This is a genomic window from Streptococcus sp. HMSC10A01, assembly GCF_001807785.1.
GTDB classification, from domain to species: domain Bacteria; phylum Bacillota; class Bacilli; order Lactobacillales; family Streptococcaceae; genus Streptococcus; species Streptococcus gordonii.
Window position 1 is genome coordinate 17,683 of sequence record NZ_KV790980.1, and the last position, 14,279, is coordinate 31,961.

General features: G+C 37.9%; 14 protein-coding genes and 1 pseudogene. 7 read left to right on the forward strand and 8 right to left on the reverse strand.

Annotated elements, in window-relative coordinates:
* Positions 1–12: 12 nt before the first annotated feature.
* The 7 genes from HMPREF3108_RS06740 to purB all read left to right on the forward strand — a co-directional run bounded on the left by HMPREF3108_RS06740 (position 13) and on the right by purB (position 6,055).
* Positions 13–1,206 carry an ATP-grasp domain-containing protein gene (locus HMPREF3108_RS06740; RefSeq protein ID WP_070493987.1) on the forward strand — a complete coding sequence of 398 codons (1,194 nt, stop codon included), beginning with the start codon at positions 13–15 and terminating at the stop codon, positions 1,204–1,206.
* A gap of 19 nt (positions 1,207–1,225) precedes the next feature.
* Positions 1,226–1,714, forward strand: a complete 489-nt coding sequence (purE, locus tag HMPREF3108_RS06745; protein ID WP_070493990.1) for a 5-(carboxyamino)imidazole ribonucleotide mutase — start codon at positions 1,226–1,228, stop codon at positions 1,712–1,714.
* Entirely contained in the window at positions 1,701–2,792 is a 1,092-nt protein-coding gene (purK, locus tag HMPREF3108_RS06750; protein WP_070493993.1) for a 5-(carboxyamino)imidazole ribonucleotide synthase, read from the forward strand. The genes purE and purK overlap by 14 nt, the downstream gene beginning before the upstream one ends.
* A 1-nt stretch (position 2,793) precedes the next feature.
* A complete protein-coding gene (locus tag HMPREF3108_RS06755) occupies positions 2,794–3,057 on the forward strand; it encodes a hypothetical protein (protein ID WP_125367710.1) in 264 nt (87 codons plus the stop codon).
* A 19-nt stretch (positions 3,058–3,076) separates the two neighbouring features.
* Positions 3,077–3,304: a hypothetical protein gene (locus tag HMPREF3108_RS06760; RefSeq protein ID WP_061596037.1), complete on the forward strand. Its 228-nt coding sequence runs from the start codon at positions 3,077–3,079 to the stop codon at positions 3,302–3,304.
* 131 nt (positions 3,305–3,435) lie between these two features.
* Positions 3,436–4,689: an SNIPE associated domain-containing protein gene (locus tag HMPREF3108_RS06765; RefSeq protein ID WP_012131049.1), complete on the forward strand. Its 1,254-nt coding sequence runs from the start codon at positions 3,436–3,438 to the stop codon at positions 4,687–4,689.
* Between the two features lie 70 nt (positions 4,690–4,759).
* Positions 4,760–6,055, forward strand: coding sequence for an adenylosuccinate lyase (gene purB / locus HMPREF3108_RS06770; RefSeq protein WP_009443505.1), 1,296 nt, complete (start codon positions 4,760–4,762; stop codon positions 6,053–6,055).
* A gap of 44 nt (positions 6,056–6,099) precedes the next feature.
* On the opposite strand, the gene HMPREF3108_RS06775 is transcribed toward purB, so the two are convergent.
* From HMPREF3108_RS06775 to HMPREF3108_RS06810, 8 genes and pseudogenes are all read right to left on the reverse strand, one after another.
* Positions 6,100–6,666, reverse strand: coding sequence for an NAD(P)H-dependent oxidoreductase (locus HMPREF3108_RS06775; RefSeq protein WP_070493996.1), 567 nt, complete (start codon positions 6,664–6,666; stop codon positions 6,100–6,102).
* A complete protein-coding gene (locus HMPREF3108_RS06780; protein WP_061602328.1) occupies positions 6,663–7,259 on the reverse strand; it encodes a TetR/AcrR family transcriptional regulator in 597 nt (198 codons plus the stop codon). Before HMPREF3108_RS06780 ends, HMPREF3108_RS06775 begins: the two co-directional genes overlap by 4 nt.
* Positions 7,260–7,510: 251 nt before the next feature.
* Positions 7,511–8,218 carry a hypothetical protein gene (locus HMPREF3108_RS06785; RefSeq protein WP_061602327.1) on the reverse strand — a complete coding sequence of 236 codons (708 nt, stop codon included), beginning with the start codon at positions 8,216–8,218 and terminating at the stop codon, positions 7,511–7,513.
* Positions 8,219–8,233: 15 nt separating this feature from the next.
* Positions 8,234–8,926 (reverse strand): hypothetical protein, encoded by a 693-nt coding sequence (locus tag HMPREF3108_RS06790; protein WP_045634758.1) that lies wholly within the window; start codon positions 8,924–8,926, stop codon positions 8,234–8,236.
* Positions 8,927–9,626: 700 nt separating this feature from the next.
* Positions 9,627–11,111, reverse strand: a complete 1,485-nt coding sequence (locus tag HMPREF3108_RS06795) for an RNA-binding domain-containing protein (protein ID WP_070493999.1) — start codon at positions 11,109–11,111, stop codon at positions 9,627–9,629.
* Positions 11,112–11,736: 625 nt separating this feature from the next.
* Positions 11,737–13,002, reverse strand: coding sequence for a tyrosine-type recombinase/integrase (locus HMPREF3108_RS06800; protein WP_070494002.1), 1,266 nt, complete (start codon positions 13,000–13,002; stop codon positions 11,737–11,739).
* An 89-nt stretch (positions 13,003–13,091) separates the two neighbouring features.
* A complete protein-coding gene (locus tag HMPREF3108_RS06805; protein ID WP_070494005.1) occupies positions 13,092–13,352 on the reverse strand; it encodes a helix-turn-helix transcriptional regulator in 261 nt (86 codons plus the stop codon).
* A 218-nt stretch (positions 13,353–13,570) separates the two neighbouring features.
* Positions 13,571–14,137, reverse strand: a pseudogene (locus HMPREF3108_RS06810) (replication protein); the annotation flags it as partial.
* Positions 14,138–14,279: the final 142 nt, after the last annotated feature.

The window sequence follows — 14,279 nt, forward strand, 5'->3', positions numbered from 1 at the left end:
GGTGTTTGAAAAATGAAAAATAGGTTGCTATTTTTAGAAGGTTCAAGCTTGACCTCACGAGAAACTTTGACAGTTTTGTTGAAAGAAGGCTATAAAATTGATGTGTTATCTCCTAGAAGATTTTCCATTGCATACTTCAGTCGTCTAACCCATAGAGTTCCGATAGTTGATGTGAATCGTTTTCCTGTAAATTATCTGAGACAGGTTAGTCAGTTGCTTCATAAAACCAATTACAAGGCCATTTTGCCAACACATGAAGAAGGCTGGTTATTGGCGAATGGGAAACAATTTTTGCCTCAATCGCTACCAATCGCCCTTGCTGATAAAGAGCAGTTTAAAAAGTTGGCTGGAAAGATTGCTTTTGCTGAAACTGCGGATTTGTTAGGACTGCCTACACCTAAGTGGGAGTACGTGAAAGATGCAGACTCTATTCTGCTAGACTATCCTTATTGGCTGAAAGCAGATTATGGTACTGCCGGTCGCTCGGTTTATAAGATTTCAAGTAAGAAAGATTTGGCTGAAGTGACGAGCAAATTAACAGCGAGTGATGAGGAATGGATGGTTCAGCAAGACATAGTTGGAGACTATGGTCAGGTTCAAGCAGTGTTTGATCATGGAGAATTACTCGCAGTGCATTCTAGCGTAAAAGTAGGTTCTGGCGCGGGTGGTTCGGCTGCGGCAAGATTAAGCATAGAATCTAAAAGAACGAGAGAGCATGTTGAAAAATTAGGACAATATATACAATGGCATGGTTGCCTAACCCTAGATTTTATACGTAGGGGAGACCAATTTTACTATATAGAGTGTAACCCTAGAATGGTAGAGCCTGCTAACGCCTATAAAGCAGGAGTTAATTTTCCAAAAATCATGATAGAACTAGCTAGTCATAGCTACGCTAAATCTGAGGTCATTCTTGGTCAAGCAGGCGTTGAGACGCATAGTCTGATGGCTTTGATTATTGGAATAGCTGAGAAGACGAAAAGTAGAAGAAAAATATTGCAGACAATAAAGTACTGGCTTTTAAGACGTGATAGTGAAGAAGTGTTGACACCTGTCTGGAAGGATTTGCCGAGCATTATACCTCTTGTGACAATTATACTTCGTTTATTGATAAGACCTAAGAGCGTTGAAAATCTGGTTAATCAGACTGTTCAACATTATAGTGTTGAATCAGCTACTGTAAAAAATATTGAGCAAAAGAATTAGTTTATTCAGAGGAGAAAATATGAAACCAATTATTTCCATCATTATGGGCTCCAAATCCGACTGGGCAACCATGCAAAAAGCAGCTGAAGTCTTAGACCGTTTTGGTGTAGCCTATGAAAAGAAAGTCGTCTCTGCCCACCGTACACCGGACCTCATGTTCCAACATGCGGAAGAAGCTCGCAGTCGCGGTATCAAGGTCATTATCGCAGGTGCAGGTGGCGCAGCCCATTTGCCAGGAATGGTAGCGGCTAAAACGACTCTGCCTGTCATCGGCGTACCGGTCAAATCACGCGCTCTCAGCGGTCTGGACTCTCTTTATTCGATTGTGCAGATGCCGGGCGGTGTACCTGTGGCAACTATGGCTATTGGTGAAGCAGGAGCGACAAATGCGGCTCTCTTTGCCCTCCGCCTTCTTTCAGTAGAGGATCAGGCTATCGCGACAGCATTGGCGGATTTTGCAGAAGAACAAGGAAAAATCGCTGAGGAGTCTACAAATGAGCTCATCTAAAACAATCGGAATTATCGGCGGTGGCCAGCTGGGTCAGATGATGGCCATTTCTGCTATCTACATGGGGCACAAGGTCATCGCGCTGGATCCTGCGGCGGATTGCCCAGCCTCTCGCGTGGCAGAGATTATCGTAGCGCCTTATAATGACGTGGACGCCCTGCGTCAGCTGGCTGAGCGTTGCGATGTCCTGACCTATGAGTTTGAAAATGTTGATGCAGACGGTTTGGATGCCGTTATCAAGAATGGTCAGCTCCCTCAAGGGACGGACCTGCTCCGCATTTCTCAAAATCGGATCTTTGAAAAGGACTTTCTCGTAAACAAGGCCCAAGTCACGGTGGCACCCTACAAGGTCGTGACTTCTAGCCAAGACTTGGCAAATATTGACCTGTCCAAAAACCATGTTCTCAAGACTGCGACTGGTGGCTACGATGGGCATGGGCAAAAGGTCATTCGCTCAGAAGCAGACTTAGCAGAAGCCTATGCCCTAGCTGACTCAGCAGCCTGTGTCTTGGAAGAATTCGTCAACTTTGACCTTGAAATTTCTGTCATCGTGTCCGGAAATGGCAAGGACGTGACGGTTTTCCCGGTTCAGGAAAATATCCACCGCAACAATATTCTGTCTAAGACCATCGTACCAGCCCGCATTTCAGAGAGCCTAGCAGACAAGGCCAAAGCAATGGCGGTGCGAATCGCAGAACAGCTCAAGCTGTCTGGAACGCTTTGCGTGGAAATGTTTGCGACGGCTGATGACATCATCGTCAATGAGATTGCTCCACGTCCACACAATTCTGGCCACTACTCAATTGAAGCCTGCGACTTCTCGCAGTTTGATACCCATATCTTGGGCGTTCTGGGAGCACCATTGCCAGACATTAAACTACATGCACCAGCAGTCATGCTCAACGTTCTCGGTCAACACGTCGAGGCTGCTGAAAAATATGTCACAGAAAATCCAAGCGCCCACCTCCACTTATATGGTAAACTAGAAGCAAAGCACAACCGCAAGATGGGACATGTGACTTTGTTTAGTGATGTGCCGGATAGCGTGGTTGAGTTTGGGGAGGGGATTGATTTTTGAAATGATAGAAGAATTCGATGATGTATTTGAAGATGATATTACTACTCTGACATTTACTTATGCGGATGATGTAGTCATTCCAGAAATTCCGGATGCAGAAGGCATTCATATTGTAGAGATAACAAATAATCAGCTAGTTATAGAGCATACGCGCGATGATGATGAGGTCTATGATTATATAAAGAGTTTTGGATTAACAAGTCGCCCTATAAAACTTTCGATTGAATTTTGTGTTTACGAAGATCCTGAAGAAGAAAATTTTTAGAATTTAATGGAGAAAATCTATGATTCAAATCATCGTTAATGCTTTTGTGGAAAAGGATAAGACGGGAGCAGTTGTAGAAGTCTTGTTTGCTAGTAGCAATCACGAAAAAGTGAAAGCCAAGTATGAAGAGCTAGTTGCTCAATACCCCGAAAACTATTTAGCAATTTATGATTTACCCTTGGATACAGATTTGAATACACTGGATCATTATCCATCTGTGTTTATTGGGAAAGAGGAGTTTGAATAGCCTATGAAAACTATTGGTGTCAAGTAATCTGATATTGATCTGTCTATCTACGACACAACAGTAATGCATGCAGAGAAAGTAACGAAGTGGCTGGTTAAATAAGAGGAGATTTAAAGTATTAAGGGAATTTTATGGGAATATTTAATTTTGGAAAACCAAAAGATGAGGTTTTAGAGGCTAAGTTAAAGAAGCTTACTTCTGATATTGAAGCAAAAAAGTCAGATTTAGCAAAATTAAAGCAAGAAATAAGAACAAGTAAAGAGATTATTTCATTAGATACTGAACTTATTCTCAAGAAAGAAGAGTTAGCACATTTGAATGAGGAGATAGCTGTTGCTAATGATAATCTAAATTTACAAGAATTCGGTTTCTTTGAAAGGCAGTATAAATTTTCTGATAGCACAAAGTATAAAGATAGACTAGACACTTTAAGAATGGAACAAAAATCCATGACTAAAAATGGTACTGCTGGAAGAATAATCTCACCGATGCTTTTAAATAATAGCAAAAGTAAGGGGAGGGCTATGCAAAACCAACTAATTAAGGCGGCTTTAAGAGGATTTAATGGAGAAGCTGATGCTTTATTAGTTAAGGTTTCAGTGGTAAATGTTGATAAAAAAGTTAAGGCTCTAAGAAAAGCATTTGAACAACTGAATAAAATGTATTCACGAAATTTAATTGAAATTACTTATCAATATCTGGAATTAAAAATTGAGGAGTTACGTTTAGCAGCGGAGTATGAACTTCAAAAACAAGAAGAAAAAGAATTACTTCGTGAACAACGGGAACAAGAACGTGAGGACAAAAAACTTCAAGCTGAGATTAAAGCTCGTCGCAAACAGTTGGAAAAAGATAGGGCTCACTTTAAGAATATGGTTCAAAAAGTGGAAGAATTGTTAAAAAATGCTAGGGATGAAGAAATTGAAGAATTAAAACTTCAGTTAGCGGAGTATCAAGACAAACTTTCAGAATTAGATGAAATTGAAGAAGATATAGATTATCGTGAAGGTCATGCTACGGCTGGATATGTTTATGTTATTTCTAATATTGGCTCTTTTGGAGAAAATGTTTATAAAATTGGTGTTACTCGACGTTTGGAACCTTTAGAGCGTATTAGGGAATTGAGCAGTGCATCTGTACCGTTCCAATTTGACATACATGCTTTGATTTTTAGTGAAGAGGCATTTGCTTTAGAAACAGAATTACATAACCAGCTTTCTCAATATAAAGTTAACAAAGTAAATGGTCGCAAAGAATATTTCAAAGTTCCTTTTGCAATCATTAAAGATATTTTAGATACTCATAAAGAGTTAACAGTAGAGCTGACAGAAAATGCAGAAGCATTTGAATATAGACAAACTAAAGCTATTGAAGAACAACAATAGGATTGGAACTAAAGTTTCCCTAATATTTATTCTAGCTAAGTAAAACATCAAAAGAAAGGAAAAACAAACAATGATCAACCGTTACTCTCGCCCCGAAATGGCGAACATTTGGACTGAGGAAAATAAATACAAGGCTTGGCTGGAGGTAGAGATTCTGGCTGATGAGGCTTGGGCTGAGTTGGGTGAGATTCCCAAGGAAGATGTGGCTTTGATTCGTGAGAAGGCAGGCTTTGACATTGACCGCATTTTGGAGATTGAGCAGGAGACTCGCCATGATGTGGTGGCCTTTACACGTGCGGTTTCTGAGACGCTTGGTGAAGAGCGCAAGTGGGTGCACTATGGCTTGACCTCGACCGATGTGGTGGATACGGCCTACGGCTACCTCTACAAACAGGCCAATGACATCATCCGTGAGGATCTGCGTCGCTTCACTGACATCATTGCAGAGCGGGCGCGGGAGCACAAGTTCACCATCATGATGGGACGGACCCACGGGGTGCATGCGGAGCCGACGACCTTTGGTCTTAAGCTTGCGACTTGGTACAGCGAAATGAAGCGCAATATTGAGCGTTTCGAGATTGCGGCTGCGGGTGTGGAAGCTGGGAAAATCTCTGGTGCGGTTGGGAATTTTGCCAACATTCCACCATTTGTGGAAAGTTATGTCTGTGAGAAATTAGGCATACGTCCGCAGGAGATTTCGACTCAAGTTCTGCCACGTGACCTCCACGCTGAATACTTCTCAGCTCTAGCCTTGATTGCGACATCTATCGAGCGTATGGCGACCGAGATTCGTGGTCTGCAAAAGTCTGAGCAGCGCGAGGTCGAAGAGTTCTTTGCCAAGGGGCAAAAAGGATCTTCAGCTATGCCTCATAAGCGCAATCCAATCGGTTCTGAAAATATGACTGGTCTGGCGCGTGTCATTCGTGGTCACATGGTGACAGCCTTTGAGAATGTCTCTCTCTGGCATGAACGCGACATTTCCCACTCATCAGCTGAGCGGATTATCGCTCCGGACACGACCATCCTCATCGACTACATGCTCAACCGCTTTGGTAATATCGTCAAGAACCTGACCGTCTTCCCAGAAAACATGAAGCGGAATATGAACTCGACCTTTGGTCTTATCTTTAGCCAGCGGGCTATGTTGACCTTGATTGAAAAAGGCATGACGCGAGAGCAGGCTTATGATCTGGTGCAGCCAAAGACTGCCCAGTCTTGGGACAATCAAGTGGACTTCAAGCCTTTGCTCGAAGCGGACCCAGAAGTCACTTCCCGTCTGACTCAGGAAGAGATTGATGAAATTTTCAATCCTACTTACTACACCAAGCGCGTAGATGAAATCTTCAAACGCGTAGGCTTAGATTAAATATAGAAATAGGCGCTTCTTACGAAGTGCCTATTTGCTTGTTCTTAAATTTGACTGGCCAGCTGCCCGATTTTTTTGAGCATTTCTTGGCGTTGTTGATCTGTTTTGCGTTCTACTCCGTTGAGCTCTGTCAGTTTGACTGGAGAAATACCACAAAGTTTCAGGATTTGATTTTTAAGTACCTTGCCGTAGTCTTGGACGAAAGGCAGAGCAAAACCTGGTGTATTATGACTGACGATAATCCAGCCGGATTTCCCTTGCAGATGGCCTTGGAGTCCGACTTTCTTATAAGAGTAGGCAAAGTCGGCAGCAAAGACGCGGTCGATAAAACCTTTGAGAATGGCCGGCATACCGCTCCACCAGATAGGGAAAATGAAAATCAGATGGTCTGCCCAAGTAATCAAATCCCTGTATTTGGCCATTTCAGGGTCTTTGTGCAGGTCGCGGCGTCTATGTTCTTGGTCAAAGCGCAAGATAGGGTCAAAATTTTCAGCATACAAGTCCAAGGTTTTCACCTCATGCTTCTTAGAAAGATTGCTTTGAACTTCTTTGAGAATAGCAGCATTGAAGCCGGTTGGGCTGGGGTGGGTGTAAATAATCAAGGTTTTCATGATCGTTCTCCTTTGATATAAATGTCAAGCATATGCTCGATCGTGCTTTGGATGGCTTGAGGATCAAGGTCTTGTCCGATAGGACTGTTGGCCAGAACGGCTAGACCTGTGATAAAGCTCCAAAAGTGAAAAAGGCTTTCTGCTTCGCTATTGCTAAAATTTTCCTCCTTGCGAAGCTTTAAAACAAGCTCCTTAAATTTATCAAATCCAGGCAAATCGGACTCCAAGAGAATGGTGTCCTGGGTCACTTTCATATATTTAAAAGGAAATTTGATAAAGAGAGCTTCGAAAAAATAAGGGTAGGTCTTGGCAAAAATAATGAAATTAAGACCAAGCTGGGTCAGCTGATCACGCGCAGAACCTGTCGCATCAATACTTTCATTGATTTCCTGATTGAGAAACAGTGAAAGCCGGGCCAAAACGACCTTTAGATAGCCTTCCTTGCTCTCAAAATGGCGGTATGGAGTGCCGTGAGTTACACCACAGGCCTTGGCGATAGTCCTGAGCGAAAGCTTTTCAATTCCATGTTTTCCGATTTCTTCAATCCCTGTTTGAATGAGCTGTTCTTTCAGCTGGGCAGTATTGCGTTTCATGTATCTCCTCCAAAAGTATACACTGTCTACTTATCTATTTTTAGTATATACTGTCTACTTTTTCTTGTCAAATAAAAATAGGCAAGACTATCACGCTATCCAAAATCTACAATGAAGCTCTTGTTGCCTATCTTTTAAAAAATGAAAAGCTACTGTGATACAAGTCCATATTACTAGTAGTAAGACAAGGGAGCATAAAAAGACACCCTTTTGAGTCCTAGCTCAATGTGCTAAAGGGTGTCTTTTGATTTTTATTCTTTATCTTTAGTCTCTGGGACTTTCTTGAATTTCACTTTGAAATAGGCGGTTACATCATTTACCTCATCTCGTGATTCTAAAGTCAATGTAAGAATGTCGCCTTCAATACTATAGTTATACGTTTTTTCATTTTTAACATCTGCAATAGAAAGTACGACTAATTGCAAAATATTTGGTGTTTCAGGGAAGGTAATCGTATGATTCTTAGTATCGATTTTACCATTTCTAAGTAAAGAATGGACCGTGTAATCATTGTCGTTAGAATCATAAGTAGTGTATTTCATATGGGATTGATAAGTTGCTAAATCTGTTTTTAACTTGCGAAATCTTGCCTTTATAAAACCGTCTTTAGAAATAGTTGACGCAGAGTATTTCTTTAGGTAGTAATCGTAGAAATTGCCGAGACAAGTTCGCATAGGAGCTGTATATTCAAATTCAACCTTATTGTTAGAAATATTCAATGTAGGTGCTAGATCTTTCCAGCCGTCAGAATAGCTTAGCCGCGTAGCCTTTTCTTCATCAAAGTCTTGATAGCCTAAACTACGTTCAACTGAACTTCTAAAGTCAACAGCTTTCCATTTTCCATCAAGGGTAGAGGTTTTGGCAGTGCTAGAGCTAGAGTTAGAATCATTTCCGCATCCTGTGAGTACAAAGAGAGAGCAACAAGCGATTAAGAATGCTTTCATATATTTTTTAAACATCTTTGCTTCTCCTTTCTATTTCTTCTCTTGTTTTTGAACTTGTTTGAAACGGAATTCAAAGTGAGCAGGGAGTCCTTCCTTTGTGGTGGTACCGTCTGCATAAAGATAGAGAATACCATCCTTGATCTCATAATTGTAAACGACTGGATCTAATTTATCGCCTACAGAAGCAGGGAAGGAATTAAGAATTGACAACCCTTCTTTAAATGAGATGGTTTGTTTGCTTTTATCAATATCTCCTGTTGCAGAATATCTGAAAATGCCACTGTCATTATCCATGCTTACTTTATATTGTTTGAATTCTTCAGAAAAACTTGACTCGCCTTTATAAACTTCTTTAATGAAATCAGCTTCTGTTGTTTTATCTTTATCTCTGTAAATTGAATAAAAGGCTTTTGCAAAAGGTGTGACATCGTAATCATAACTTAGGTTAACAGTATTTCCGTCAACTTTTAGTGCCATTTTAAAGTCTTTGAAAGCTTCAATGAATCTTGCAAAAGTGATGCCCTTCATACCTTTGGGAATGAACACTTTTTGAATCGATTCAAGTTCGTCTACAGATTCCCATTCTCCAGACAGGGTGGCCGTTTTCTGATCAGATTGAGCGACATTTTTGTCTGTCTTTTGGTTTTGTCCGCAGCCAGCAATCACGAAGAGTGCTAGGAGAGTGAAGAGAGTAAGAATCAATTTCTTCCATTGTCTAGACATTGTAATTCTCCTTTTTAGTTATAATTTTTTATTACTTTTTTGGACTTGACTTTACCTTATTGAACTTCATTGGATATTCCAAATGAGTTTGTCTTGTTTTATAAAACATAATCTCGCCACCACGTGTGCCATTTTTTGGCTTCATTATAACGTAATTCCTATAATTAAGCTAGTTAGAATCTACATTAAAAGTAAAAATTGGTGAATTTCTGTTATCTAGATAAATTGAATATCAAAGAAACTGTACCTATATAAAAAATTCAAATTGATTTTGGGGTTTAGAATAGATAATATAAAATTCAGATATTTTGTTAAAATCAAAAAAAGCCCTTAAAAACAAGATTTCTAGTCATGTAGATGCTTTAAGGATCTAAAGTAAGTCTTGCATATTCATCATTTTACACTAATTCCCTTTCAGGAAAATAAGTATTTTTCGGAAAGTTTGAATATAGAAATCCCGAAAGTCGTTGGGATTTTAGGCATTTTGTCGGTATTTTGATTACATGGCAACTTTAGTACAGGCTATTAAAAAATTAGCTATTAAAGATGTTGTCTTATATGCTGATAAACAAATCAAAGCAACAAAAGAAGTTGTGACAAAATAAAAAACGCAGGCTGGGATGAGCCTGCGTTTTGAATTCCACAAATTTTAGAAAAGACTACGCTATTTCAAAAATTTTTAGGAATGAGAATTAAATATTTAATATTTGGTCATGAAATCTCCAAGACTTTTGATTTGTTGTTTAATAATGTGGTATTGTTCAGTTGAACTTTTAGGGAGAACATATCTTGTAGACCGTCCCTTACCTTCTATTTCAATATATTTTTTATTTTGTAGGGATTTCAAGTTTTCTCTAAATTTATACTCAGTCATTAGAGAATTTTCAAGGATATCATTTTTAGTAATGCTACCATTTTTAATGATATATTCAAGTATAATCTTTTCACTATCTGATGTATCTGCATAAGAAGACAGTAAATCTACTTTCCAGATTGTAACAATAGTACTATCAAAAGTTGTACTTACTTCAGGAATTTTTAGTTTATATTTTTCGGAAATATCAAAAATTTTCGGTCCACCTGACCCAGCTTTTTCTGACATCCCAATTCTACGGAATAATGAAGAGATTGTACTATTTCGCGTTTTGGAAGTTCCACCATGTATAAATTCGGGAATAGAAATTTTCATCTTACCTGGATTTTTAAATTCATAGAAGTCTTGGTATGCTGTAATAACTATAGGTGAATCAAAATCATAGTAAGCATGCATTAAGCAGTTCACTAAAGCCTCACGTATAGATTCAGATAGGTCTTTCTTGAATGGTAAACGATGAGCAGATTCGTTACTGAGCTCAAATCTATCATTTGTTGTAGTGGTTAATTTATTATATGCTAAATTGAAAAAGTCAAACATATTCAAATCAGGGTACATCATATCACCTGTTGAAATTCTATCGTTCCACCTAGTTGAAAGAGATGTATCTTTTTCAAAATAGTCTAATTGGAATTTGGGATAACGAGAAATGATAGAGTTATACTTTCCAAAGAATATCAGTCCTCCTGCGGTTAATTTATATATATTATCTGTCCTGTCTTTTTTAAATACGCCAATTTCGATTAGAAAATCTCTCAAAGAAATGCTATTGTATTTTGTTTTACCAGTAAGTTCAATTAATAATTGCTTATAATGTTCTATCGTATCTATATTTAGGTCATTTTCGTCAAAATTATTAAGTAACTCACTATCAATATCATCATGTGAACTAGTCATAAGATATTTGAGTTCTTCTTTATCAAGTTGAACGTCGCCTTCGCCTAACCTTTTGTATGATTTACGATAATCATTTTTAAGATGAACGGGTTTTTGGTCAGGATTAGCTTCTCTTACAGTGACTACAATAAGCTGTTTATTTTTGTTTGGGATATTAACGTATTCGATATCGTTGTCGGTAAGTAGATTACAACTGACTTTTTGTTTGTTTGCGACTAAAGCAAATAGATTATCTCGTATTTTTTGAGGATTATTAACTCCTTGGTAGGGGTCAATATTTTTTTCGTCTATCCCGAGAATTATTTTCCCGCCATTAGTATTTGCAAATGCTGAGTAGGTTTCCCAGAAGGATTCTGGAAGACTGTTTTTAGCTTTTTTGTATTCTAAATCGACTCCTTCAAATTTTAAGTTCATATTTTTCCTTTCTAAAATATAACGTTACTTAAATTTGTTTTTAAACGATTGTCACGCGAGAAAGCAAATTTTACAGGAGATTAAAATCCTTGATTTCATCGTATTTCTGGGACTTCATCTTAAGCAGTTACGCGAAAATCACGCGAAAATCACGCGAAAATCACGCGAATATTGTTCATCAAAATTCAGTTAAAGAATTTTAGAATATAGAATAGACAGATTTAATTAAAAATTTTTTGATGAGATTTTTAAAACCCTATGCATGAATTTGCAATCTATTCCATTATAACACAACGATAAGAAAAATAGATGGTGGAGCGAGAATATAAAAAGAGAAACCTCATAATGAAGTTTCTCTTGCTTATAATTGTCCGAATCAATATTCTTATTTCAAAAAAGGTAGTGAAAAAGGTAGTGATTCGGTTGATTTTTATTGCAATGTAGTGAAATTTGAAATTTCAAAAATCGCTTAAAATCAAGGTTTTTAACGTCTGTTGACGTGTATTGAATCCCTATTTCACTTCTGTAAAGGTTGTGAATGTTATTTTAGCACCCTCTAAACGCCTTCATATCAACGTTTTTAGATTATTCTATAGAAAATGTAGTCATAAATGTAGTCATTTTGCTATGCCGTCAATTTCGCAATTTCTTTGAGATAGATTTCAACTGCTTCCGCCTTCTTTTTCGGTGCCAATTCAGCGTAAGTGTCCATTGTCGTTTTAATCGATTTATGGCCCATTCTTATCTGGAGTTCTTTCCAGTTCGCACCAGCATTCAGCATCAAAGAAGCATGTGTATGACGGAAAAGGTGGAAACCATAGTTTGGTAGTCCCAACTCAGTCAAACGCTTTTTAAGCGTTGCACGTTCATTTCTATCACACATATAGTTCCCGTAAATTGTCGGGAAAATTAGATCCACAGTTGGTAAATCATGACTCACAAAATAATCACTCATCTCAGCATGAAAAGCTTTCAAGTCATCTAAGACTTGTCTCGGGACTGCAACTCTTCTGTTGCCAGCATCAGTCTTGGCACTGTTCTTACAAACAATCTCGCCCTTAATCTCAAGTTTCTTATTTCCAGCTTTCCACATTAGTGTTTTATTGACGATAATTTCATTAGCATCAAAATCCAAATCATTAATCGTCAAAGCTAGAAGCTCATTGATTCGAAGTGCAGAAGCTAGCAGCGTGTCGCAGATAACTTTGAATCTTCGATTAGCTCGTGTATCAGGTAAAGTATTCAGATAGTTCAGCCAAGTAGCCAAATCCTCTCCATGCAATACCATGATTCTCTCCTTTACCACCTTTGGTTTTGGAGGAATTTTCACTGTACGAGCGGGATTATTTGTTAGTTCAAAATTCGTGATCCCATAATCGAAAATATCACTGAGCTTATAGATAACTGCACCGAAATCTTTTGCATGGCCCTTTTTAGATTTTTTCATACCTGATTCAACTGACTTTTTAGATTGCTGGGCTAGCTTATTAACCCAAATCTGAATATCTGCAGATTTTATTTCTTCAGGCCTATATTCTCCAAACTTAGGGATGAGATAGGTATCAAGATAGCTTCGGACTCGGTTAATCGTATTCTGAGAAGTCACCCAAGTTACAAAACTGACAAACCAGGCTTCTGCTAACTCCTCGAAGTTATTAATCAGCAAAGTCTCTTTTAGAGTTGAGCCCTTCGCTTCAAATTCAAGCCGAGCTTGAATGATTTTTCTATCAAGACTTTTTAGAGTCTTAGCAGTTATAGATGATGTAACTTTTTTTCCAGTTTTAACATCTACACCAATATACACTCCACGTTGCGTATAGCTAATACTTCCATTACTCTTGGTAGTTTTAATGACTTTCCGATTGTTGTGAATGATAGTTTCTTTCTGCATAGTAGCCTTTCACGTTCGGATATATAAAAGGCTAAAATAACAACCTCACACTATTTATGTGATGTTACTATTTTAGCACATTTTTAAAATTAAGGAGTTAAATAGTTCAGCACATCTTCCATTTTGTAGTAAACAGTTCGAGTACCCTCGATAGGTGGTTCAAGACGCTTAAGACCTGTCTTCTCCCACGATTTCAATGTATTTGGTGAAATTTTAAGTATAGAAAGCAGCTCTTTCTGAGTTAGAATACTCACATTCTTTTGAATATCTTGCTGTTTCTGCATCATAGCAAGTAAACAAGTCAAAATCTGTTCAATTCGATTCAATATTAATAATTGATTTGAGGTCATCTATCCATCTCTTTGTCTTTCAAATGATTATTTTCTCTATGAGAATTTTGATTCCGTCGATATTCCTCATTCTTTTCTTTCAAACGTTTCTTTTCTCTGATATAATCCTGTTTAAGATAAAGTAAGTCGTCTTCTTTTTTCTTCTGTTGTTCTTTATTTTCACGATATTGTTTACGATAGTAAGCCTCATCTTCTTTAATCTGTTTAATCATATAATCTTGTTTATTCTTATTATATCGGAGTGAATCCAACAATTTTACAAAAAAGAATGGCTTCTGAACAATTAATTTTAAAAGAATGGGCTCGTTTTTACGTGCATAATTTACTAGACTACCAAATTCTGTAAAATTATATTCATTAATGATATCGATAGCCGTTTCTAAATAATTATCTTTACTGTTCTCAATAATAAACTGCTCAAGATCAAATCCACAACCTGCAACAATATCTTTAACATCGTACTGTGTTTTCTCCGGATTCTGAGCATGAGTCAAATAATGAAACATTCCGGTTGGGGACATAACAGCCTCAACATGCTTTGGTGTATTTAATTTTTCAGTCAGAAGCTCAGAAACTTGGCTTTCGCTCTTGAGCGAATCAAAGAAAAGCACACCATGTCGATGAGTTTTTTTAAATTCCCCAGTTTCTTCATTGATATCCTTATCATGCCATGGGCTAAGAACGAAAGGAACTCCCATTCTTTCAAGAATTTCTTTATGATTTTCAGGAGCGCTATCTTGATAAAGCAAGAAAGTCCACTTATTAGCACGTCTATTTTTAATCATAGATATTACCTCTTTTATTAATAAAATTTTCCCTATTATTTAAATCAATGAATTTTATACCTGGGCTACCTCTATTTAACAATACAAAATATTGGTTGGTTCGTTTGCAACTTAACATCGTTTTTTCCTCACTGTATTTTCC

What these genes read in the sequence shown, in the direction of transcription:
- HMPREF3108_RS06800 (WP_070494002.1), bottom strand. Translation starts at nt 13,002, where the DNA reads ATGCAGAAAGAAACTATCATTCACAACAATCGGAAAGTCATTAAAACT.
- purK (WP_070493993.1), top strand. Translation starts at nt 1,701, where the DNA reads ATGAGCTCATCTAAAACAATCGGAATTATCGGCGGTGGCCAGCTGGGT.
- HMPREF3108_RS06795 (WP_070493999.1), bottom strand. Translation starts at nt 11,111, where the DNA reads ATGAACTTAAAATTTGAAGGAGTCGATTTAGAATACAAAAAAGCTAAA.
- HMPREF3108_RS06790 (WP_045634758.1), bottom strand. Translation starts at nt 8,926, where the DNA reads ATGTCTAGACAATGGAAGAAATTGATTCTTACTCTCTTCACTCTCCTA.
- HMPREF3108_RS06740 (WP_070493987.1), top strand. Translation starts at nt 13, where the DNA reads ATGAAAAATAGGTTGCTATTTTTAGAAGGTTCAAGCTTGACCTCACGA.
- HMPREF3108_RS06780 (WP_061602328.1), bottom strand. Translation starts at nt 7,259, where the DNA reads ATGAAACGCAATACTGCCCAGCTGAAAGAACAGCTCATTCAAACAGGG.
- HMPREF3108_RS06805 (WP_070494005.1), bottom strand. Translation starts at nt 13,352, where the DNA reads ATGACCTCAAATCAATTATTAATATTGAATCGAATTGAACAGATTTTG.
- purB (WP_009443505.1), top strand. Translation starts at nt 4,760, where the DNA reads ATGATCAACCGTTACTCTCGCCCCGAAATGGCGAACATTTGGACTGAG.
- HMPREF3108_RS06785 (WP_061602327.1), bottom strand. Translation starts at nt 8,218, where the DNA reads ATGTTTAAAAAATATATGAAAGCATTCTTAATCGCTTGTTGCTCTCTC.
- purE (WP_070493990.1), top strand. Translation starts at nt 1,226, where the DNA reads ATGAAACCAATTATTTCCATCATTATGGGCTCCAAATCCGACTGGGCA.
- HMPREF3108_RS06760 (WP_061596037.1), top strand. Translation starts at nt 3,077, where the DNA reads ATGATTCAAATCATCGTTAATGCTTTTGTGGAAAAGGATAAGACGGGA.
- HMPREF3108_RS06775 (WP_070493996.1), bottom strand. Translation starts at nt 6,666, where the DNA reads ATGAAAACCTTGATTATTTACACCCACCCCAGCCCAACCGGCTTCAAT.
- HMPREF3108_RS06765 (WP_012131049.1), top strand. Translation starts at nt 3,436, where the DNA reads ATGGGAATATTTAATTTTGGAAAACCAAAAGATGAGGTTTTAGAGGCT.
- HMPREF3108_RS06755 (WP_125367710.1), top strand. Translation starts at nt 2,794, where the DNA reads ATGATAGAAGAATTCGATGATGTATTTGAAGATGATATTACTACTCTG.